Here is a 21,991-nt window from a genome sequence, read left to right as displayed (position 1 = left end):
TTCTCCGCAGGGTCGTGAAATTTATTTTCACAATCAGCGAGACCACCCCAAATCATTCACAGCGACATCATCAATTCCGCGCGCACCCTGGAACATTGCGTTCGACGAGCTATGCACGATTGTTCCATTTATTTATTCTTGTTAATGAATAATACCAAAAAAATGCCAATCGTCCAGACTGAATGATAATTTACCCTATTTTTTGAGGGAAATATCTGTTTTTTCAACACAATTTACACTATTACCCTCAACTTTGAGAAGACCAATGAAACATTATTGCCAAATTGGTATTGCCTTGGTACTGTAATCAAAAAATAACCATCAGCATTCGGCTAGGATACGGGGAACGTGACATGCAGACGGATGTGCTTGCTTTTGCGAGCCTGCAATCCAGCCGGGGCGGCCCGCTTTATATCAAGTTAAAGACGCTGATCGAAGATGCCGTCGAAGCTGGACAGCTTAAGCATGGCGACGCCCTTCCTGCGGAGCGCGACATTGCCGAGTCCGCAGGTATCAGCCGCGTCACGGTACGCAAAGCAATAGACGACCTTGTTGCTGAAGGTCTTCTGGTTCGGCGCCGAGGTGCTGGAACCTTTGTCGTCAAGCCCGTCAAGCGCATGCAGCAACCGCTAACACGGCTGACATCCTTTACCGAGGATATGGCCCGGCGCGGCATGGTCAGCGGTTCACGTTGGCTGGAGCGCGGCTTGTTTTTGCCAACCCCGGAAGAAACCATGGCGCTTGGGCTTTCCGGCACAGCCCGAGTGGCACGGCTGGTGCGGCTGCGCACCGCCAGCGACATGCCGATTGCGTTGGAACGTACCAATCTTCCAGATGATCTGCTGCCGGATCCCTCTCGCGTCGAGAACTCTCTCTATGCGGCACTTGGCAGTGTCGGGATTAGACCCGTGCGCGCCAATCAGCGCATTTCTGCGGTCATATTAACGGATGAAGATGCCAAACTGATCGGCATGCCGCCGGGCTCTGCCGCGCTTTCCGTGCAGCGGATCGCCTATCTGGATACAGGCCGGGTGATGGAAGTGTCGCGCGCGCTATACCGCAGCGACGCCTATGACCTGGTTGCTGAATTGACCATCGGCTCCTGATCGGAAGCCGCAGGATAAGGAAAATACGATGACGACGACTATGCGCCAGGAAATAAACGAGATTCCGCAAGCGGTCAGTAGACTGCTAAGCGATAGCCGGGAGAGTTTGGAACAAGCGGGTGCAGCACTCCGCAAGCGCGATCCTGCGGTGCTGGTCACTATTGCGCGTGGTTCTTCAGACCACGCCGCCCATTTCCTGAAATATGCTGTCGAACTGGAGCTCGGGATCGTCGTTGCCTCGCTCGGCCCGTCTCTCGCCTCGATTTATCAGGCGCCGCTGAAACTGGATCGAGCTGCGGCACTTGCAATCTCGCAATCCGGGGCCAGCCCGGACCTCGTGGCGCTCGCCAAATCCGCCGTAGCCGGTGGGGCAACGACAATTTCGCTGCTCAATACCATTTCTTCGCCGCTGGCCGCAGCCTCTGATATCGCCATCGACATTCAAGCTGGACCGGAAATTGCGGTTGCGGCGACAAAATCCTTTGTCAATTCCATTGTTGCTGGCCTGTCCTTGATCAGTGCCTGGAGCGACAACGCTCGCCTGGCAGCCGCGGTCGAAGCCCTGCCCACGCATCTTGAAAAAGCGCTCGCCCTGGATTGGAGTGGATTGGTCGAGGTGTTGAAAGACGCCGATTCGCTCTACATGCTCGGGCGCGGCCCGACGCTGGCGATTGCCTGCGAAGCGGCGCTTAAATGCAAGGAAACATCTGAGCTGCATGCGGAGGCCTATTCTTCGGCTGAAGTGTTGCATGGTCCGGTCTCTCTGGTGTCTGCGAATTTCCCGATCATCGCCTTTGCTGCCCGCGACAAGGCGGAGGCTTCTATCGCCGCCACGGCCAATGGACTTGCCGCCAAGAATGCGTCTGTTTTCCTGACATCGTCTTTGGCAAAGGAGGCCAACCATTTGCCCTTCATCGAAACCGGCCATCCGCTGACCGATGCGCTGGCATTGATTGTACCCTATTATGGCATGGTGGAATCACTATCGCGCGCCCGTGGCCTTGATCCGGACAAGCCAGCCGCTCTGAAGAAAGTAACGGAAACCCGATGAACTCGTCTCTTGCGGCTCCCTCCTCATTCGCTGTGACAGGCGGCCGGATCTTTGACGGCATGCGTTTCCATGACGATCAGGCCCTGATTGTCGATCAGGGGCGAATCGCTGATATCGTCTCCAACAATGCCGTGCCTGCTAGCCTTGCCAGGATCGAGGCAGGGTCGGCTCTGGTCGTGCCTGGCTTTATCGATCTGCAAGTCAATGGCGGCGGCGGTGTGTTGCTGAACAACCAGCCGGATCTTGATGGTATCCGGACGATTTGCGCCGCCCATGCACGGTTCGGCACCACAGCGCTATTACCGACATTGATTACTGACCATCCTGCCCTGCGCGATCAGGTTCTGAGCCTTGGCAGCCTAGCTCAGACGGAACAGATCCCAGGCTATCTGGGGCTTCACCTGGAAGGTCCACATCTGTCGCTGGCGCGCAAGGGCACCCATGATCCCGCCCTGATCCGCCCCATGAACGACGATGATCTGGCAAAGCTTATTGCCTCCGCTGGCACATTTGGCACTGCATTGATCACCATTGCGCCAGAAAGCGTTACCCCGCAGCAGGTGAAAACCCTGCGAGCAGCGGGTTATCACATCAGCCTGGGCCACACGGATGCGAGTTGCGCGCAGATTGGCGCCTATGTCTCGGCGGGCGCGACGCTCGTCACTCATTTGTTCAATGCCATGAGCCAGATGGGCAATCGCGAACCGGGCCTTGTCGGAGCAGCCCTTGCTTCGGAAACGCTGTCCTGCGGGATTATCGCTGACGGTTTCCATGTCGATCCGGTCTCGATGGGCATTGCCCTTCGCGCCAAACGCGGGTCTGGCCGGATTTTCCTGGTCACCGACGCCATGTCGAGCATCGGCACCGATGAAACCGGCTTCATGCTGAATGGTCGCCCGGTCTTCCGCCAGGGCGGACGGTTGACTTTAGCCGACGGAACCCTTGCTGGTGCTGATATCGATATGCTGTCCTGCATTCGGTTTGTCCATGAAAAGCTCCAAGCATCGCTTGAGGAAGCGTTGAACATGGCGTCGCTTTATCCAGCTGAGGCGATTGGATGCGAGACGAAAGGTCAGCTTGCGCCTGGCAAGGACGCCGACTTCCTGTTGCTCACTCCGCAACTCGATCTGGTTTCCACCTGGATCGCTGGCACATGCGTTCATAGCACAGCAACACATTCCGAGGCCCGGCGCGCATGATCGTCTGTTTCGATATTGGCGGAACCGCCATCAAGGGCGCAATTGCCTATTCGCCTGAGGATATTCGTCCCTTTCCACGCCAGCCAACGCCGGGACAGGATTTCGATGCATTTGTCGGCGTCATCAGGTCAATCATTGCCGAGGCGGGAGAGACACCAAGCTGCGTGGCAATTTCCATCTGTGGCATTATAGATGTGGATACCAGCCGCGCTGTCGTCGCCAATATACCCTGCATCCATGGCCGTTTGCTGCAACACGATCTGGAAGAGGCCTTGGGCCTGCCTGTGCTGATTGCCAATGATGCCGATTGTTTCGCAATCGCTGAGGCCGGGCTGGGCGCGGGACGCGGCCACCGCGTGGTGTTCGGCGTCATTCTCGGCACCGGCGTCGGCGGCGGACTGGTAGTCGATGGCAAACTGATCAACAGCGACGGCGGCTTTGCCGGAGAATGGGGCCATGGACCCATTGCCGCAACCGAGGTAGGCGAACCGCCTGTCGCCATCCCGCGGCTTCCGTGCGGCTGCGGTCAGAAAGGTTGTATCGACACAATCTGTAGCGCGCGCGGCATGGAAAAGCTCCATACGCACCTGACCGGCGAAAACCGAACGAGTGAGGATATCGTCAAGGATTGGGAAACCGGCGAACCAAAGGCAAGCCAAACCATCGCGGCATTTGTGGAATTACTTTCCAGTCCGTTGGCTCTGGTCGTCAATACGACGGGGGCGAGCATACTTCCGGTCGGCGGCGGCCTATCCAACGCCACAAACCTGGTTGACACCATCGATTTAGCCGTCAGAACCAAGATCTTGCGACGGTTCAATCATCCTATTGTGGTTCCAGCGCAATGCCGACTGGAGCCGGGCCTGATCGGTGCAGCCTTGCTCGGGCTTGCAAGGCCAAATTAAAGGCCTGCCGTCCAGTTCCGCTTTTCTTTTCAAATCCCGACGATCATAGCCCCGACAAACAGGAAGGCGGCCGCGCAAACAATAAAGGGAATCGCACGGCCGACCTTTTCACGCAGGCCAATCGAATGGTCCGCTACAGACTGGGTGGCAGATTGAGTGGCTCCGGCACTGGCCAATATAGGCGAGACGGCATCAAGCATCAGACGTTCAACAATACTCATCACAGCCTCCTTCACAAACGTGCTTTTCACAAAATCGGGAAGAAACCACCGAGGAGAATTGCGTGGCAATTCTTGCGATCCTCCCGAATCTTTTGCTCCTGCTCGGCATCTCGATCCTTGCCGGGCTGATTGTTAGCTGGGTTGCCGTTCCAGAACCTCGAAAACAACGATGATTCCTCGACCTTCGGGCTCATTACTGACTTTGCCACAACAGGCTTCTGTGTATGGCCCTCACCGCGAGATTTGCTGTCTTCAACCAGATCGTGGGGAACCCGTGTCAACCCAAACAGGTCGTAAGAAAACATATTTACAGCTATCGGCATCGTCACCCCTTTTGAAAATCGCAGGATATATGTCCCGTTTATTTTCACTCCAACGCTGTGCAATGGTGACAGTGGCAAGCGTTTCCGTCAATATAGTCTATAAAATTACTATTCTACTTTTGCAGACAAATGGAGAAATTTTGTTTTCAAAACATCGAAAAGCCTAAAAGACGCTGTCCACATCGGCGCATCCGCATCTCAGCCGATCATTCACTCCGAATTCACAGCCTCCAATCACAATTTACAGATTCTGCATGCACGTAATTAACCGACGCGATGTATTTCATGTAAATCTAATTTTGAATTTCGAAATACCATAAAGTGAGATTCCCATGACAGGCCAGCGGCTGGAACAGACTTTCGAGGAAGGGCCTGATCCTGAAGCGGAAAGCCCAGCACCCGCGCAATGCCGTCAGGGGCGTATGATCCGCCATCCCGATGCGACCCGAGCAATCATTCTGGATGCCGCCATTCAAGAGTTTGCCGCAAAGGGTTTTGCAGGCGCCCGAGTCGACGCCATCGCATTGCGTTCGAAAACCAACAAACGAATGCTCTACCATTTCTTTGGAGACAAGGAGGGCCTTTACGTCGCGGTTCTCGAGGTGATTTTCTCCAATGTCACCGCTGCTGGAAAAAGCCTTCACCTGTCGCGACGTCAACCGCTTGATGGCATACGCGAACTGGCTTTACACACCTGGACCTATTTTCTGACTCACCCGGAATTCGTCAGTCTACTGGCCACCGAAAACATTCTGAGGGCTGAATATTCGAGCCGATCAAAGACCATTCCCTCGACCCATGGTCCATTGCTCGCGGAAATCGAAAAGCTTCTGCAGCGAGGGATTGAGCAAGGTGTGTTTCGCGCCGATGTCAATCCGGTGACGGTCTACATGACGATTGCTGGCTTAAGCTTCTTCTACATCAACAATCGCTACACGCTGGCGCTCAATCTTAACCCGGACGTCTGGCAACCGACCGCTATCGACGCCTGGGGCGAACATATTGTGACGGTCACACTGGCTTTCCTTGCACCGGCAACCATACCGGCACCTGACTGTTCCTCATCACATTGTTGATTGCTCAGCCTTCTTCCCCACCCGCAAATGCCTTGCGGACAATGCCATGACGCTGAAGTTTGTCGTAAAAGGTCTTGCGAGGAATTTTCAGAGCCTCGATGGTCTTGCGTACATCACCCTCATAGTGGCTAAGGGTCTCACGCATGATATCCGCCTCATAGCGATCCAGCCGCTCCGGCAAGGATAAATCAGGCAGGTCGACTAAAACGACAATACTGCCGCCCGAATCCATATCTTCCAGCCCCAGAACGAAGCGTTCGGCAAAATGAGTCAATTCGCGCACATTTCCCGGCCAGTCGTGGTCCCGCAAATAACGCTCGACACCGGCTGACACCGGTGGTGGCTCGCGACGGAACCGGCTAGCGGCCCGCTCGATGAAATGGGCAAACAACAGCGGCACGTCATCACGGCGTTCGCGCAAGGGTGGAATGGTCAATGTCACGACATTCAGGCGATAATAAAGGTCCTCGCGGAATTCACCGCGCTGGGCAGGATCACTGAGATCGACTTTGGCCGCGGCGACCACGCGCAGGTCCACCGGGCGCACGTCGTTGATGCCGAGCGGCGAGACTTCCCGCATTTCCAGCACTCGCAGCATCTGCACCTGGGTCGCCGCGGGCATGCTCTCGATTTCATCGAGAAACAATGTGCCGCCGCTGGCATGTTCGATCCGGCCGATCCGCTTTTTCTGCGCACCGGTAAAGGCGCCGGCCTCGTGGCCAAACAACTCGCTTTCGATCATGCTTTCCGGAAGGGTTCCGCAGTTCAAGGCGACAAAATTGCCCTTGGCGCGTCGGCTCCAGCTGTGTAGCAGGCTCGCCACCACTTCCTTGCCGCTGCCGGTTTCGCCTGTCACCAGCACATCGACGTCGGTATCGGCGATCTGGCGCAAAGTGCGCCGCAGCCTTTCCATGGCAGGTGTCTGACCAATCAGCGGCAATCCGTCCTGGGCCGCGTCTGCCACCTGACGCAGCTTGCGATTTTCCAGCACGAGTCGTCGCATTTCCGCGGCGCGATGAACACTCTGTTGGAGCCTGTCGGTGGCAAAGGGCTTCGTGATGAAATCATAAGCGCCGTCCTTGATCGCCTGTACCGCCATGGCGATATCGCCATGGCCGGTGACCAGAATGACCGGCAATTCCGGGTCCATTGCCTTGACCCTGCTGAACAATTCCAAGCCGTCGATATCAGGCATTCGAATATCCGAAACGATGACACCGCGAAAATCACTGGAAATCCGACGAAGTGCCTCCAGCGGCGCTGAAAATGCCTGAACGGAGAATCCCGCCAACTCAAGGGTCTGCCCCGTGGCGGCCAGCAGATCTCGATCATTATCGATCAGGATCACATTATTGGTCGCCGTCGCTTGCGATGACGTCATGATATATCCGCTTTCAAAAGATGGATGGTAAAGCATGTACCGGATGGCGTGCTTTCGACACCAATCCGACCGCCGTAATCACTGATAATGTCACGGGAAATCACCAGGCCGAGACCAAGACCTTTTTCCTTTGACGTGGTGAAGGGGGTAAAAAGCAGACGCCTGATGTCCTCTGGGATGCCTGGACCATTATCCTCGATGGTCACCACGACATGTTGCTCCGTCTCTTGAACCGAGACCTCGACCCGGCCATCGCTGCGCTGCTCCAATGCTTCGAGCGCATTCTGCAGAAGATTGATCAGAACCTGCTCCAGGCGGACCCTGTTGCCTTTCACCGTCAGATCCGGAGCCACATCGGGAAGGGAAAGCGCCTCCAGCCGCCCGGCAAAACGGCTGCGCAGCAGCATGACCGCGCCCTCGATCGCCGCTCCAAGCGGCACTGGTTCCGGCGCGGTCCGCCCCTTGCGCGCAAAAGCCTTCAATTCATCGGTGATCGTGCCGATCCGCTCCGTCAGCGAGGCAATGGCGCCAAGATTGCTGTTTGCCTGCTCCGGCTGGGCACGCTCCAGAAACACCCTGGCATTTTCAGCATAGGCCCTGATCGTTGCGACAGGCTGGTTGATTTCATGGGCAACGCCCGCCGCCACCTGCCCCAGGATAGCCAGCCGGTTGGCCTGGACCAATTCCTGCTGGACACCTTGCAGCCGCTGTTCGGTGGTCTTGTGGCCGGCGATCTCCAATTCCAGCCGGTCTCGGGCCTGTGAAAGGTCGTGGGTTCGTTCATCCACCCGCCGCTCCAGCTCCAGCTGGTCGGCCTCCACCCGCGCCAGACGGATAACCGTTGCCTGCCGCCGCCAAAGAACCAGCGAGACGACCAGAAAAAATGGTGCCAGCAGGGCCAAGGTCAACAGTCGCCATTCCCTCGTCGAGGCTGCGATTGCCGGTTCAGTCGGGACGAGATAATTGAGATGCCAGTTGGTGGTCGGCACGGCAACCGATAGATCCAGATAGTCAGCGGGTATGGCGCCGGGAAAAATCGTCCGCACCAGAAGCTCATCCGGTATAGCACTCCCTGGCACCTGCTGGGCGCGATTGATCGGCAAGGCCTGCAAAGGCGCATCGCCGAACTGCAAACTGTTGCGTATTTGGGTCAATTCCTCTGGCTGCAACGTCGACAATGTCATGAAGCGCCAAGACGGAAGACTTGAAATTAGCACTACCCCATTCCCGTCGGTGACAAAAGCCGCTCGGCCCTCCTCTCGCCAATCGCTTTCCAATTGCGCGAATTCTGCCTTCACGACCACAACCCCCAAGGGGGCGTTAACCGGACCGACACGCCTTGAAATGTAGAGGCCTGGACGCTTGCTAATGTTACCGAGCGCGAAATGTTCGGCGGCACCGATCGCCATGGATCGACGAAAATAGTCTCGAAAAGAATAATCAACACCAACAAAGCTCACCGGCTCGCGCCAATTACTGGAGGCAATGGCATGTCCTGTCGCGTCCGTGACGTAAAGGACTGACGCACTTGTACCGGCAACCAAACGCTCGAGCTTGTCGTTCAAACGTTCCGTTGCAGCGACTGTGCGCAGACTCAAGGCATCGACAACCTGCTGATCCTCCGACAAAAGCAGTGGCAACGAGCGCGGTCGCTCCAACACCGCCCGCAAGAAGGCCACCTTGAGATTGGCGCTGGTGCGCGCTTGCTCGGACAAATCCTCCAATGCGGCAGTGCGGGCATAAAGCCCAACCAAATAAAGCGCAAGGAGGGTGACAACACAGGCTAGGAACGCCAGCAAAAGCCATGGCCTTCGTGGGCGCCTCACATTGGCAGGGACGGATCTGGGCTTGTCATGCGCGATAATCATCGTCAACTTTGTGCATTTTTCCGCACAACGCACAAGGCATCGAGCGGAAATTCGCGCGAAAATCCGCCGCGGATCATGGCTGAAACGCGGCTTTTCAAAGGCTTGGCACGAAGCTACACTCTGGCACGGCGATTGCATTGACGAAACCGAACATCGGTGTCGATGTTGACACGTTGCATAAGCTCCCGGGAGGCCGATGACATCGGTTGGGAGCACCTACCGGAGGATCCGATGCATATTTCTACCACCACCGCCCCGCAGGGCGGCAAGCTCCCATTTTACCGTCATCTGTATTTCCAGGTTATCGTTGCGATTATCGGCGGTATCTTACTTGGTCATTTTTACCCACAAACTGGCGAAGCCCTCAAACCGCTCGGTGATGCTTTCATCAAGCTCGTCAAAATGGTCATCGCGCCTGTTATTTTCCTGACCGTGGCCACCGGCATCGCCGGCATGTCCGACCTGAAGAAGGTCGGACGCGTTGCCGGCAAGGCAATGATCTACTTCTTGTGCTTCTCCACGCTGGCGCTCGTTGTCGGCATGCTGGTGTCCAACATCCTGCAACCTGGCGCAGGCATGCATATCAATCCCGCGACGCTGGATGGCAAGGCTGTTGCCAGCTATGCCCAGCAGGCCCATGATTCGACGATCACCGGCTTCCTGATGAACATCATCCCCGACACGATTGTCGGCGCTTTTGCCAAGGGTGACATTCTCCAGGTCCTGTTCTTCTCGGTGCTGTTCGGCTTGGCTCTCGCCATGGTCGGCGACCTTGGAAAGCCGGTCACCAACTTCTTGCAGGCGTTGACCGCGCCGGTCTTCAAGCTGGTCGCCATCCTGATGAAGGCCGCACCAATCGGCGCTTTCGGCGCAATGGCCTTCACTATCGGTAAATATGGCATTGGCTCGATCGCCAACCTGGCTTTCCTGATCGGGACATTCTACCTGACGTCGCTGCTATTTGTTCTCGTCGTGCTTGGCGGCGTTGCCCGCTATAACGGTTTCTCCATCCTGGCCCTGATCCGCTACATTAAAGAGGAACTGCTGCTGGTACTGGGAACCTCGTCTTCAGAAGCCGCCCTTCCCGGCCTGATGGCCAAGATGGAACGGGCAGGCTGCAAGCGCTCGGTTGTCGGCCTGGTCATTCCAACCGGCTATTCCTTCAACCTTGACGGTACCAACATCTACATGACCCTGGCGGCCCTTTTCATCGCCCAGGCGACGGATATCCAGCTTTCGCTTGGCGACCAGATTCTTCTGCTGCTGGTGGCCATGCTCAGCTCCAAGGGTGCCGCAGGCATCACTGGCGCCGGCTTTATCACATTGGCTGCAACGCTGTCCGTTGTCCCTTCGGTCCCGGTCGCCGGCATGGCGCTGATCCTCGGTATCGACCGTTTCATGTCAGAATGCCGGGCACTGACCAATTTCATTGGCAATGCTGTCGCAACCGTGGTCGTCGCCCGCTGGGAAAACGAACTCGATCAGACACAGTTCCGCGCCGCCATGGCGGGTGAATTGCCAGAAGAAATCGATGTCGTGGCCGAACCGGTTCCAACCGCCGCGTGATAAATTTCTAGAGCACCGGACCGAAAGTTAAGAACCGGTTTTCGGATAAATTCAGTGCGCAAACAGAAATTTAGAGCATCGATCCGATGATCTAACGTACAAACACAAAAAGCCCCGGCCAATCCAGCCGGGGCTTTTTGTTTGGGGAATGCAGACCTGATTAAAGAAGATGATCGGTGGTCGTTGTGGTGGCCGCCGCATACTCCTCAAGGGAATAGGCCTTGATATAGTCGACCTTCAACTCTGAGCCATCGCTGAAATCAGAACTGCTTGGCGTCCCAGCCATCCCGCCAACAGCCAGATTGACCACCATATACATCGGCTCATGCATATCTGACGGCGTATCCGTTTGATGCACGGCAACGTCATCAATATACCAGGTCAACGTCGTTTCCGTCCACAACACGCCGTAGGTATGATAGCCTTCGGTATCCGTGTAAACCGTCGTGGCATCGGATGTTTGTTCGCCAGTTTCATTGCTGTGCGCGGTGACAATAACCTCACCCTGGTTCTGGCCACGCATTTCAACCACATCCAGTTCCGGTGGCCAACTCCCGTCAGCCGGCAGCAGCCAGAATGCCGGCCATGCGCCCTGATCATCAGGCATATCGGCGCGGATTTCGAAATAACCGTAGGTCTGGCTAAACGTGGACTCGGTGCTGAGCATGCCCGAGGTATACTCATAGCCATTGATCTGGCTCTGGATATCTTCCGAAGCAACGGATGCGGTGATGGTCAACACACCGTCAGAGATGGAGAAAGGATTGACCGACGACGTCCCCTCATAGGACGGATTGATATACCATTGCAACTCGCTGTTATCGACCAAAGTACCGCCATTGGACGCAAACCAGCTATAGCCCGTATCCCACGTTCCGCTCGTGCCGTCATGCAGGGATAAGCTGTTGAAATCATCTGAAAATGTTTGTGTGAGATTGGTACGATCCAGTGTCAACTGAAACTGGTCGGAGGTAAAATCAGAAATTACGGTATCGCTGAACAGGATGCTTTCGCCATTGCCGAGATCGAGTGAAACATCACTTCCGGTCTGGGTCATATGGCTCTGTACCTCGGTAAAGTCCGAGAAATCATAATTCTGCAAGCGCACGGTATCATCGCTGGAGAAATCAGTGATCCTATCGCTGCCATTGCCGCTGCTGAACACGAATGTATCAGCACCGCCGCCGCCAATCAGGACATCGTTGCCACCATAGCCGTCAATGGTCTGGATACCTGTGCCGCCGGTGATGATGTTGTTCAGGCTATTGCCGAAAGCATAGCGGTTATCGCCTGTCACGACCAGGTTTTCAATGCCATCACCAAGCGTGTAACTCATCCAGGTATTGACTGTGTCAACACCCGCCCCACCTGATTCACTGGCCCTATTAATACTGGAATAGAGATAATAGACATCGTCACCCGTGCCACCATTCATGGTGACATTGACCGAGCTATCCCCATACATTGCGTCGTTTCCGCTTGATCCATTCAGCGTCAGGCCACTGCCCGTTGCTGAATACCAATGAGTCGGATCACCACTATAATAAAGCGCCTCGCCCAAGCTGTTGAGAAGATATTTGCTGGCCATGCGAACCTCTTTCAGTTGCAGTCAACACCTTACCCCTTTTGGAATGATAGGACTTTATTCGCCGAGAACCAAACGATCTTTCCCGTAATGGTAATATTTTTTCAATTTCGCAGGCCCCGAACGACCCACCATAGTTGTTTTCAAAACAGGTGTATCAAAATAGGGCAATCATCTTGTTTAAACCCCGTAGAGCGCCAGCAGCAGAGGATCGACACCGAACAACACCTCGTGGAAGGCAAACAGCAAAGCGAAGGTGCCGGCTGCGGTCAGGACAAGCGCGATCGCCATCTCGCGGTCCAGTCGCAATCTGGCACGGCCAGACAGAATGGCGGCGAAAGGCAAAACCGATGTTGCGGCAACCAATTCCGGGCCGGCTGCGTCAATAGTTGTCCGGCTTCGGCGGTCCAGTATCGCCATTCCCACCAGCGAGAAAAGCGAAAATCCGCCGAATAGAATAACGCCACGCATTTCACCATTTGGGAAAATATGACCGAAAGCCCAGAGAAAAAAACCCCACAAAACCGGATGACGGGTTATCGAAACGATGGCTCCAGGCTTTCGCCCTGCCCTGAAGGTCACCGAATATGGATTGGGGCTGATCAATCCACACACCACCAGATAAAGACCGATCGGTACGAGTACCAGCGTCAACCATGCCTGCCAAGCCCTGTCCATCCACAGTGCCACATCATCGGCTTCCATGAAGGCGTAGAAAATCCACAGTACGCCTGCCAGCGAAAGGATGGAATAAAGAACCATATAGGTCGTCCGGCCCAGACGGGACACAAGCCGACCTTTGGTGCTGGGTAGTGCCGGGACGGAATGCGTCAACACAAAGAAAATCAACGCAAAGACCAGGTTATCCATGGAACCATCCCGTAACACACACATCAATGAGAGACAGCAAACCACACACTCCTACGGCCGAGGCGCTGCACCATCACCTCAGGGAAACTGCGAGGTCCAGTCTGGACCTTGCACCCCCAGGCTTCTTGATAGCACGTCTCTTTTCAAGGAAACCGCATTCCACCTTTCCCGGATAAACTCAAGCCAAGCCCCCCCTTTTGAGGGTCACAAATGCGCGATTTGCGCAAGATCAAAGTGATGCCGCATCCGGTGATTTAAAAGCGTGAGCGAAGAGACACAAAAGAGAGTGAAACACCATGCATATCGCCTTGAAGCGCCTCGCCGCCCTGACCATCATCGGCGCGATCTCAACGGCATCGGCCTACGCCGCTGATTACGAAATCCATATGCTGAACAAGGGCGCCGATGGCACAGCCATGGTGTTCGAACCAGCCGCGCTGAAAATCGCTCCTGGCGACACCGTAACCTTCATTCCAACCGACAAGTCCCACAGTGCCGAAGCCATTACCGGCCTGGTGCCCGAGGGTGCGGAGGTCTTCAAAGGCAAGATCAATGAAACTGTGAAGGTGACATTCACGCAACCCGGTGCGTACGGCATCAAATGCGCACCGCATGTTGGCATGGGCATGGTGGCTGTTGTGGTGGTCGGCGACGTTCCGCCCGCCAACGCTGCCGCCTTTGCAGCCTCGACCCTGCCCAAAAAAGCCAAGGACAAATTGCTGGCTGAACTGGATACCCTGCACTGAATCCCAACCGCATAGGCCGAAGGGCCACTATCAACATAAAGCCGCCGATCCCTCAGGACCGGCGGCTTTATTGTCTCTATTGCATTTCAGCCAAGACTATTCGCGCTCAAAGACTATTCACGTTCACCGGTGAAATTCAGCAGAAGCTGGAAGATGTTGACGAAATTCAGGTAAAGCGACAGCGCGCCGAATACCGCCAGTTTCTGGCGCGATTCCTGATCGATATTTTCGGCATATTGCTCCTTGATATTCTGGGTGTCCCAAGCCGTCAGGCCGACGAAAACCAGGATACCGATCACCGAGATCGCAAATTGCAGCGCGCTGGAGCCTAAGAAAATGTTGACGATGGAGGCGATGACCACGCCGATCAGGCCCATCATCAGGAAGGAGCCGAATTTCGACAGGTCACGCTTCGTGGTATAGCCGTAGAGGCTCATGGAGCCGAACATGGTTGCGGCGATGAAGAATGTCCGGGCGATGCTGGTGCCGGTAAAGACCAGGAAGACCGACGCCATCGACAGGCCCATGACCGCACAAAACGCCCAGAACGCCATCTGCGCGGCACTGGCCGACATGGTCTGGATGCGGAAGGAGAAGAAAAATACGAAGGCGAGCGGCGCCAGCATCACCACCCATTTCAGCGGCGATTGGAAAATCGGCACGTAAAGCGCTGGCGTCGAACCGACGATAAACGCCACAAGGCCGGTGATAACCAGGCCAAGGCCCATATAGTTGTAGACGCGTAGCATATGCTGACGTAGGCCCTGGTCGAACAAGGCCCCCGCCTGCGCCTGCGCGCCGAAGGGATAATGTTTATTCACAGGTTCCATGATTGAGGTCTCCTCTTGATGTTCAGGCTGACAATCGATGTCACGCCGTAAGTCATTGCAGGCCCGCCGCTTTTTAACGCCGCGCCAACCCGGTTTCAGTAAAGCGTCCTGGCAAGCTGGCCCGCCACATCTGTCAATTCGTCGCCCGAGCGGTCCTTCGACACCAGCGCGTAAGCGACCTCGCCGATCTGCCAATAAGCAGCCTTTGCACCATCCGTCTGAGCGAGCGTGACATTCTGGACAGCGAAGGAGCCGGTGCGGGCGGCAAACAACGTCACCTCCGAGCCCCGCTTCGGCTTGACGGCGATTTCAACACTCGGTCCGTAAGCCGAAGGGAAAATCTGGCTATCGGCAATCGTCCAATTGCTGGGCAGATCCGGCATGACGATGCCAGTGGCAGAGCGAATTTCCTTGCGGTCAAACATCGGCGCCCCGGATTGGCCCTGACCGACTTGATCTTGGGCGATCTGCTGAGGATGAAGACTTTCGCGCAGCAAGGTCGTTTCATGGGCTTGCAGTGCTTCCCGCACAAAGGCTGGCGTCGGAACGGAGGCTATGACCTGCGTCGCCGCGAATGGATTGATGACGGAATGCGCGACCCAACCTACCCCGATGAAAATTGCTACGGCAGCTGCGCGGCGTAGCACTGTCATACGGCCTGCACGCATCAAAGCCTGCTCCAGCCGACGAGCCGCATCCCGGGTCGCCGGCCGCGCCGCGCCAAAATCAAGCGCCACTCGGTCATGGGCCAGCCCCAAGCGCAACTCGTCCCGCACACGTAGGTCGGCCATCATCCGCGCCGCCGCATCGGGATGCCTGGAAAGATAGGCCTCGACCTCAATCCGCCGCTGAACGTTCAGTTGATCGTCGATATAGGCCTGTAGATCGAAATCCAATATCGGATCAGGATGGTGTGTCATCAGAACCTCCAACAATTCGAAGGCCAGTCTGCTTCTGACTGCCCTGCCCTCGATGGGCCGGTTTCTCAACAGGCGCGGGCAGAGCCCGGCGCCCAGCATCGGTCATTTCAAGATCGCGCAGCCGTGCCCGAGCCCGCGACAGCCGTGACATCAGCGTGCCCATGGGAATATCCAGAACCTCCGCAGCCTCCTGATAAGAAAGCTCTTCGATCGCCACCAGATGCAGGACTTGCCGCTGCTCTTCCGGCAAGTCCAGAAAGGCACGGCGCACCTGGGCAAGCCGCACCACATGCTCCTGCTCTGCACCGACAACCGGATCGACAAGATCGGCTGCCAGCGCATCGCGTCTTGCCGCAGATCGCCTCCGTCGCAAGCTATCCACGTGGGTATTATGCAAGATCGAAAACAGCCACTGACGAATATTGCCGCCACGCCGGAAGCTGCTCTGGTGCTCATAGGCCCTGACCAGCGCGTCGTTGACGAGATCCTCGGCTTCATCGGAATTGCGCACAAGCGACAGGGCATAACGCCTCAGCGCTGCCAATTGTCCAATCACGTCAAAGGGGCCGGATTTGCTGTTCATACCCCTATATACGCAGGAGGATCCGTTCTTATTCCCGGGTGCGAATAATTTTTTCTGTTTTTGCGATTCCCGGTGAAACGGTTAGCCCACTCGCGATGGCCAGCCAATTTTTCAAGGGTGCGACAATTTGATTATTGCCATTTCGGTCCGCTCACCACGACAAAAACTGGTATTTTTCATCTCGCAACTGCGAAGAGAACTTGGCTAGAACCTACTGATTCGCAAGGGTTTTTGAAAAGCAAACTCTCAACATAATGATCCAACACAACAACCATAGGAGGATATATTTCCTATATTAGCGACACTCCCTGCGACAAAACGCGCATTTAATCTCACCGGAAAAGGATTAATTCGCGCTTATGCGCTTGATGAGAGTCAAAGTAATGAAAAAATTCCCGATCCTATCCTCCCTCCTGCTTTTGCCCATGCTGCTGCTTTCGGGCTGTAACATGGTGGTGATGTCTCCTGCCGGCGACATTGCAGCGCAGCAACGCGACCTCGTGGTCTTCGCCACCGTGTTGATGCTGATCATTATCGTCCCGGTGATCCTGCTGACATTTTTCTTTGCGTGGAAATACCGCGCTTCCAACACCTCGGCGGTCTACCTGCCGGATTGGAACCACTCCACAAAGATCGAAATCCTGATCTGGTCGGCGCCGGTCGCCATCATTCTGGTTCTGGGAACGGTAACCTGGATCTCCACGCATAAGCTCGATCCTTACCGCCCGCTGGAGCGGATTGATGCAGAACGGACCATTCCCGCCGACGTGAAGCCGCTGACGGTTGAAGTCGTCGCTCTCGACTGGAAGTGGATGTTCATCTATCCAGATCTCGGGATTGCAACGGTCAACGAACTGGCAGCACCGGTTGATGTTCCGATCAATTTCAAAATTACCGCTCAGTCGGTGATGAACTCCTTCTATATCCCAGCGCTTGCTGGTCAGATCTACGCCATGCCCGGCATGCAGACCAAGCTGCACGGTGTGATCAACAAGGAAGGCGTTTATGACGGCTTCTCGGCCAACTATTCCGGCGCCGGTTTTTCCAACATGCGCTTCAAGTTCCACGGCCTGAGCGATCAGGGCTTTGCGGACTGGGTGGCACAGGTCAAGGCGAAGGGCACCGCACTCAACCGCGACGCCTATATCAAGCTTGAAAAGCCTAGCGAAAAAGATCCGGTGCGCTACTTTGCATCTGCCGACAAGGACCTTTTCAACGCCATCATCAATATGTGTGTCGATCCTGCCAAGATGTGCATGAGCAACATGATGCATATCGACATGATGGGCGGAGCTGGCAAGGAAAGCGCCGAGAACCGCGAAAAGCTGCAATACGACAATCGTGGTGTCGATCTGAGCGTCACTCCAGGCCATGGAGCCGACGCGAATGCGCCACAGGATCATTCGCAGGCCGCTCCTGCTACCGACAGCATGCCCGTGGCCTCCACAACCGACGCAGGCAACCACGCGATGCATCACTCCATGGCCGATCATTCCATGCCTGGAATGGACATGCCTGACACAGATAACGGCGCGACCGCACCAGCTCAGCCCAAAAACTGAGCCGGTCATCTCGCGATATTCAACTTAAACGGGGCCTCCCATGTTCTCAAACCCTGACCTTATGAAGTTCATCTTCGGCCGGTTGACCCTAGATGCGATCCCGTATCACGAACCCATTCTCGTGCTGACCTTTCTGGCTGTCGCGATCGGTGGCATTGCCGTGCTCGGCGCCGTTACCTATTTCCGCCTCTGGGGCTATCTCTGGAATGAATGGTTCACCAGCGTCGACCACAAGAAGATCGGCGTGATGTATGTCATTCTGGCGCTGATCATGCTGTTGCGCGGCTTTGCCGATGCCTTGATGATGCGTGGCCAGCAGGCCATGGCCTTCAATGGCAATGAGGGCTTCCTGCCACCGCATCACTATGACCAGGTCTTCACCGCGCATGGCGTGATCATGATCTTCTTCATGGCCATGCCATTTGTAACCGGGTTGATGAACCTCGTCGTTCCCTTGCAGATCGGCGCACGCGACGTGTCCTTCCCGTTCCTCAACAACTTCTCCTTCTGGATGACGGTTGCTGGCGCGGTGATCGTGATGATTTCGCTGTTCGTCGGTGAGTTCGCCCGTACCGGCTGGCTTGCATATCCACCACTTTCGGGTGGCGATTACAGCCCCGGCGTCGGCGTTGACTATTACATTTGGGGACTTCAGGTGGCCGGTGTCGGAACGACATTATCAGGCATCAACCTGATCGCCACCATCGTTAAAATGCGCGCTCCGGGCATGACGATGATGAAAATGCCAATCTTCACCTGGACCTCGCTCTGCACCAACGTGCTGATCGTTGCCAGCTTCCCGATCCTGACCGCGACGTTGGCCCTGCTGACGCTCGACCGCTATGTCGGCACCAATTTCTTCACCAATGATCTCGGCGGCAACCCGATGATGTATGTGAACCTGATCTGGATCTGGGGTCACCCGGAAGTCTATATCCTGGTTCTGCCCGCCTTCGGCATTTTCTCGGAAGTCGTTTCGACCTTCTCTGGCAAGCGCCTCTTCGGCTACACGTCGATGGTTTATGCCACAGTCTGTATTACGGTCCTGTCCTATCTGGTGTGGTTGCACCACTTCTTCACCATGGGTTCAGGCGCCAGCGTCAACTCGTTCTTCGGCATCACCACGATGATCATCTCGATCCCGACGGGCGCGAAGATCTTCAACTGGCTGTTCACGATGTATCGTGGCCGCATCCGGTTTGAAGTGCCGATGCTGTGGACCATGGGCTTCATGGTGACCTTCGTCATCGGCGGCATGACAGGCGTTCTTCTTGCCGTGCCACCAGCTGACTTCGTCCTGCACAACTCGCTGTTCCTGATCGCCCACTTCCATAACGTCATCATCGGCGGCGTGGTATTCGGGCTGATGGCTGGTGTCACCTTCTGGTTCCCGAAAGCGTTCGGCTACAAGCTCGATCCGTTCTGGGGCAAGATGTCCTTCTGGTTCTGGCTGGTCGGCTTCTACTTCGCCTTCATGCCGCTTTATGTACTCGGCCTGATGGGTGTCACCCGCCGCATGAGCCAGTTCGACGATCCGTCGCTGCAAATCTGGTTCATCATCGCCGCATTTGGCGCCTGCCTGATTGCCCTTGGTATCGCTTCCTTCGTCATCCAGCTTGTGGTCAGCTATTTCAAGCGTCACGAACTGGCCGACCTGACAGGCGACCCTTGGAATGGCCGGACTCTGGAATGGTCTATTTCTTCGCCACCTCCAGCGTATAACTTCGCCTTCACGCCTGTTGTCCATGACACCGATGCCTGGGATGACATGAAGAAGCGTGGCTATAGCCGTCCTCTGCTGGGCTTCAAGCCAATCCACATGCCGAAGAATACCGGCACGGGTGTTATCCTTGCGGGCCTCAGCGTTGCCATGGCATTCGGCCTTATCTGGTACATGTGGTGGTTGGCCATCGTGTCTTTCGTGGCGATCGTCGCAGTGTCGATCTCCCACACGTTCAACTACAACCGCGACTTCTATATCTCCGCCGAAGAGGTGGTGAATACCGAGGCAACGCGGACCGCGCTTCTGGCAAGGAAGGGGTGATCAGATGGATCCCAGAACTTTAAAAACCGCAAAGCCGGAATTCTATCTGGTCGAAGAGCATCATCCGGAAAGCAGCACGAACCTTGGGTTCTGGCTCTATCTGATGAGCGACTGCCTGATCTTCGCAATGCTGTTCGCCACCTATGCCGTGCTCGGCCGCAATTATGCGGCTGGCCCGGCTCCGGCCGACCTGTTCGACCTGAAACTGGTCGCGATCAACACGGCAATGCTGCTGTTTTCCTCGATCACCTATGGCTTTGCCATGCTGTCGATGGAGAAGAACAACAAGGCCGCTACGCTGATCTGGCTGGGCGTAACCGGTGTATTTGGCGCGATCTTCCTGGCGCTCGAGCTGTATGAGTTCGTTCACCTGATCCATGAAGGAGCAGGTCCAAATCGCAGCGCCTTCCTGTCAGCCTTCTTTACGCTGGTCGGCACCCACGGTTTGCACGTTACCTTCGGCATCATCTGGCTGGTGACGCTGATGGCCCAGGTCGGCAAGCACGGACTGATCGAAGCAAACCGCCGTCGCCTGATGTGCCTCTCGATGTTCTGGCACTTCCTCGACGTTATCTGGATTGGCGTATTCTCCTACGTCTACCTGCTGGGAGTGATCGGATGAACGACAATTCGCACGCACATTCGCATGGCCACGGCCATGAGCATCATCATGGCGGCCACGAGGCCAGCCACGGCTCGATGAAGACCTATATGATCGGCTTTATCTTGTCGGTCATCCTGACGGCCATTCCATTCTATCTGGTGATGAGCGGCAGCCTGACCAACAAGGCCTTGCTGGCCGGCATCGTCATGGGCCTTGGTGCCATCCAGGTCGTGGTTCATATGATCTACTTCCTGCATATGAATACCAAGTCGGAAGGCGGCTGGAACATGATGGCGTTGATTTTCACGATCATCGTTGTCGTTATCGCACTCTCCGGCTCACTCTGGGTCATGCATCACTTGAACACCAATATGATGCCGATGAGCCCCGAAATGATGCGTAACGTCCCGTAAGGACGCCGATATCCGATCGGGCGGCATATGCATGTCGCCCGATCCGTTTCAGGACGGTTGATACATGTCAGACCAGCAGGCCAGCAGGCGTTTTCCCATGAAGAAGGTTGCACTATCCAGCTTTCTCCTGCTGGCAACGGCCTTATTCATCGCACTCGGCATCTGGCAAATAGAACGCCTTGGCTGGAAACAGGCATTGATCGCTCGCGTCGATGCGCGTGTTCATGCCGATCCGGTGGACGCACCATCCCCACCGCAATGGTCTTCGGTCAATCGTGACGCCGATGAATACCGTCATATCAAGGCTTCCGGGATTTACGAACACGACAAGGAAACCCTGGTCTACGCCGCCACGGAATTGGGCGCCGGCTATTGGGTCATGACCCCTCTCAAGACCGAAAGAGATGGAACCCTGTTAATCAACAGGGGCTTTGTGCCGATTGATCGCAAAGACCCGTCACGCCGCGCGCAAGGCCAGATCCCTGGAAACGTGACAGTAAGCGGCCTTTTGCGCATCAGTGAACCGAATGGAACCTTGCTTCGCTCCAACGATGCGAATGCCGATCGCTGGTATTCACGCGACGTTTCTGCCATTGCCGCCAAACGCAATCTGACGCAAGTAGCGCCCTTCTTTATGGATGCCGACAAGAGCGATGTGCCGGGCGGCTATCCGGTCGGCGGTTTAACCCAGATCCGTTTTCCCAATAGCCATCTCCAATATGCAATAACCTGGTTTGCCATGGCCGCCATGAGCCTGGCATTCCTGTGGTTCCTGCTGAAACGCAAGAGCGCCGCAGAAGACACCCACGACATGTGATCGAGACCAAGGGCGCAGGAACCAGCAGCGCTATTTCATAATGATACAACCGCCCAAGACGCCCCTCCCCTTCGAAGTAGGAGGGTGAAACGAGAACATAAATTGTCAAACCGAGCGTAATCGTTTGACAATTCACCGTGTAACTATTTGATTTAGTATATCTATTTTTGGGAATGGCGGAAGAGGTGGGATTCGAACCCACGGTACGGTCTCCCGCACGCCGGTTTTCAAGACCGGTTCCTTAAACCACTCGGACACTCTTCCTAAACCCGACGCCGTATGCCGACGTCCAGACTCTGTCTGGTTTTCAACAGAATCTCT

21 protein-coding genes and 1 tRNA gene are annotated in these 21,991 nt (G+C 55.7%); 12 read left to right on the top strand and 10 right to left on the bottom strand.

All coding sequences use genetic code 11. From position 1 onward, the window contains the following. The first annotated feature begins 353 nt into the window (after positions 1–353). The 4 genes from AVCG78_RS21775 to AVCG78_RS21760 are packed head-to-tail and all read left to right on the top strand — an operon-like array spanning position 354 to position 4,261. A complete protein-coding gene (locus AVCG78_RS21775) occupies positions 354–1,106 on the top strand; it encodes a GntR family transcriptional regulator (protein WP_071207084.1) in 753 nt (250 codons plus the stop codon). Between the two features lie 28 nt (positions 1,107–1,134). Then, on the top strand, positions 1,135–2,157 hold the full coding sequence (locus AVCG78_RS21770) for an SIS domain-containing protein (protein ID WP_071207085.1): 1,023 nt from the start codon (positions 1,135–1,137) through the stop codon (positions 2,155–2,157). After that, entirely contained in the window at positions 2,154–3,356 is a 1,203-nt protein-coding gene (gene nagA / locus AVCG78_RS21765) for an N-acetylglucosamine-6-phosphate deacetylase (RefSeq protein WP_071207086.1), read from the top strand. The genes AVCG78_RS21770 and nagA overlap by 4 nt, the downstream gene beginning before the upstream one ends. Then, on the top strand, positions 3,353–4,261 hold the full coding sequence (locus tag AVCG78_RS21760; RefSeq protein WP_071207087.1) for an ROK family protein: 909 nt from the start codon (positions 3,353–3,355) through the stop codon (positions 4,259–4,261). The genes nagA and AVCG78_RS21760 overlap by 4 nt, the downstream gene beginning before the upstream one ends. A 29-nt stretch (positions 4,262–4,290) precedes the next feature. Here the strand turns inward: AVCG78_RS21760 and AVCG78_RS21755 are convergent, their stop codons facing one another. Both AVCG78_RS21755 and AVCG78_RS21750 read right to left on the bottom strand, forming a co-directional pair. Then, positions 4,291–4,482, bottom strand: a complete 192-nt coding sequence (locus tag AVCG78_RS21755; protein WP_139191582.1) for a hypothetical protein — start codon at positions 4,480–4,482, stop codon at positions 4,291–4,293. Positions 4,483–4,508: 26 nt separating this feature from the next. Then, positions 4,509–4,805, bottom strand: a complete 297-nt coding sequence (locus tag AVCG78_RS21750; protein WP_071207088.1) for a hypothetical protein — start codon at positions 4,803–4,805, stop codon at positions 4,509–4,511. A 332-nt stretch (positions 4,806–5,137) separates the two neighbouring features. Between AVCG78_RS21750 and AVCG78_RS21745 the strand changes: the two genes are divergently transcribed. Then, a complete protein-coding gene (locus tag AVCG78_RS21745; protein WP_071207089.1) occupies positions 5,138–5,881 on the top strand; it encodes a TetR/AcrR family transcriptional regulator in 744 nt (247 codons plus the stop codon). A 4-nt stretch (positions 5,882–5,885) separates the two neighbouring features. On the opposite strand, the gene AVCG78_RS21740 is transcribed toward AVCG78_RS21745, so the two are convergent. Both AVCG78_RS21740 and AVCG78_RS21735 read right to left on the bottom strand, forming a co-directional pair. After that, on the bottom strand, positions 5,886–7,262 hold the full coding sequence (locus tag AVCG78_RS21740) for a sigma-54-dependent transcriptional regulator (protein WP_071584525.1): 1,377 nt from the start codon (positions 7,260–7,262) through the stop codon (positions 5,886–5,888). After that, positions 7,259–9,130 (bottom strand): sensor histidine kinase, encoded by a 1,872-nt coding sequence (locus AVCG78_RS21735; RefSeq protein ID WP_071207091.1) that lies wholly within the window; start codon positions 9,128–9,130, stop codon positions 7,259–7,261. The genes AVCG78_RS21740 and AVCG78_RS21735 overlap by 4 nt, the downstream gene beginning before the upstream one ends. Before the next feature lie 231 nt (positions 9,131–9,361). On the opposite strand from AVCG78_RS21735, the gene AVCG78_RS21730 reads away from it, so the two are divergent. Further along, complete coding sequence (locus AVCG78_RS21730; RefSeq protein WP_012654444.1) at positions 9,362–10,696, top strand: dicarboxylate/amino acid:cation symporter; 1,335 nt, start codon at positions 9,362–9,364, stop codon at positions 10,694–10,696. A 160-nt stretch (positions 10,697–10,856) separates the two neighbouring features. On the opposite strand, the gene eglC is transcribed toward AVCG78_RS21730, so the two are convergent. Next, entirely contained in the window at positions 10,857–12,284 is a 1,428-nt protein-coding gene (gene eglC, locus AVCG78_RS21725; protein WP_071207092.1) for an endo-1,3-1,4-beta-glycanase EglC, read from the bottom strand. 177 nt (positions 12,285–12,461) lie between these two features. Further along, a complete protein-coding gene (locus tag AVCG78_RS21720; RefSeq protein WP_071207093.1) occupies positions 12,462–13,151 on the bottom strand; it encodes an NnrU family protein in 690 nt (229 codons plus the stop codon). Positions 13,152–13,447: 296 nt separating this feature from the next. Here AVCG78_RS21720 and AVCG78_RS21715 point away from each other — a divergent pair, with 296 nt between their 5' ends. Then, positions 13,448–13,897 (top strand): pseudoazurin, encoded by a 450-nt coding sequence (locus AVCG78_RS21715; protein ID WP_071207094.1) that lies wholly within the window; start codon positions 13,448–13,450, stop codon positions 13,895–13,897. A gap of 113 nt (positions 13,898–14,010) precedes the next feature. On the opposite strand, the gene AVCG78_RS21710 is transcribed toward AVCG78_RS21715, so the two are convergent. From AVCG78_RS21710 to AVCG78_RS21700, 3 genes are all read right to left on the bottom strand, one after another. Beyond that, positions 14,011–14,727, bottom strand: coding sequence for a Bax inhibitor-1/YccA family protein (locus AVCG78_RS21710; RefSeq protein WP_012654440.1), 717 nt, complete (start codon positions 14,725–14,727; stop codon positions 14,011–14,013). A gap of 95 nt (positions 14,728–14,822) precedes the next feature. Continuing rightward, the gene (locus tag AVCG78_RS21705; RefSeq protein ID WP_071207095.1) at positions 14,823–15,647 is read right to left on the bottom strand and encodes an anti-sigma factor family protein; all 825 of its coding nucleotides are present in this window, start codon (positions 15,645–15,647) and stop codon (positions 14,823–14,825) included. Further along, complete coding sequence (locus AVCG78_RS21700; protein WP_071207096.1) at positions 15,631–16,230, bottom strand: sigma-70 family RNA polymerase sigma factor; 600 nt, start codon at positions 16,228–16,230, stop codon at positions 15,631–15,633. Before AVCG78_RS21700 ends, AVCG78_RS21705 begins: the two co-directional genes overlap by 17 nt. 383 nt (positions 16,231–16,613) lie before the next feature. Between AVCG78_RS21700 and cyoA the strand changes: the two genes are divergently transcribed. The 5 genes from cyoA (at position 16,614) to AVCG78_RS21675 (ending at position 21,670) form a co-directional block, all read left to right on the top strand. Beyond that, positions 16,614–17,792: a ubiquinol oxidase subunit II gene (cyoA, locus tag AVCG78_RS21695; protein WP_071207097.1), complete on the top strand. Its 1,179-nt coding sequence runs from the start codon at positions 16,614–16,616 to the stop codon at positions 17,790–17,792. Positions 17,793–17,832: 40 nt separating this feature from the next. Then, the gene (cyoB, locus tag AVCG78_RS21690; protein ID WP_012654436.1) at positions 17,833–19,836 is read left to right on the top strand and encodes a cytochrome o ubiquinol oxidase subunit I; all 2,004 of its coding nucleotides are present in this window, start codon (positions 17,833–17,835) and stop codon (positions 19,834–19,836) included. Between the two features lie 4 nt (positions 19,837–19,840). After that, positions 19,841–20,458, top strand: a complete 618-nt coding sequence (cyoC, locus tag AVCG78_RS21685) for a cytochrome o ubiquinol oxidase subunit III (protein WP_071207098.1) — start codon at positions 19,841–19,843, stop codon at positions 20,456–20,458. Beyond that, entirely contained in the window at positions 20,455–20,853 is a 399-nt protein-coding gene (cyoD, locus tag AVCG78_RS21680) for a cytochrome o ubiquinol oxidase subunit IV (protein WP_071207099.1), read from the top strand. Before cyoC ends, cyoD begins: the two co-directional genes overlap by 4 nt. Positions 20,854–20,950: 97 nt before the next feature. Next, complete coding sequence (locus tag AVCG78_RS21675; RefSeq protein WP_234665008.1) at positions 20,951–21,670, top strand: SURF1 family protein; 720 nt, start codon at positions 20,951–20,953, stop codon at positions 21,668–21,670. 174 nt (positions 21,671–21,844) lie between these two features. On the opposite strand, the gene AVCG78_RS21670 is transcribed toward AVCG78_RS21675, so the two are convergent. Beyond that, positions 21,845–21,934 (bottom strand) — tRNA-Ser (locus tag AVCG78_RS21670). Between the last annotated feature and the right edge of the window lie 57 nt (positions 21,935–21,991).

This window comes from Gillisella vitis (genome assembly GCF_021559775.1).
GTDB classification, from domain to species: domain Bacteria; phylum Pseudomonadota; class Alphaproteobacteria; order Rhizobiales; family Rhizobiaceae; genus Allorhizobium; species Allorhizobium ampelinum.
The sequence above is the reverse complement of the archived record's forward strand: the minus strand, read 5'-3'. Positions and strand labels throughout refer to the sequence as shown.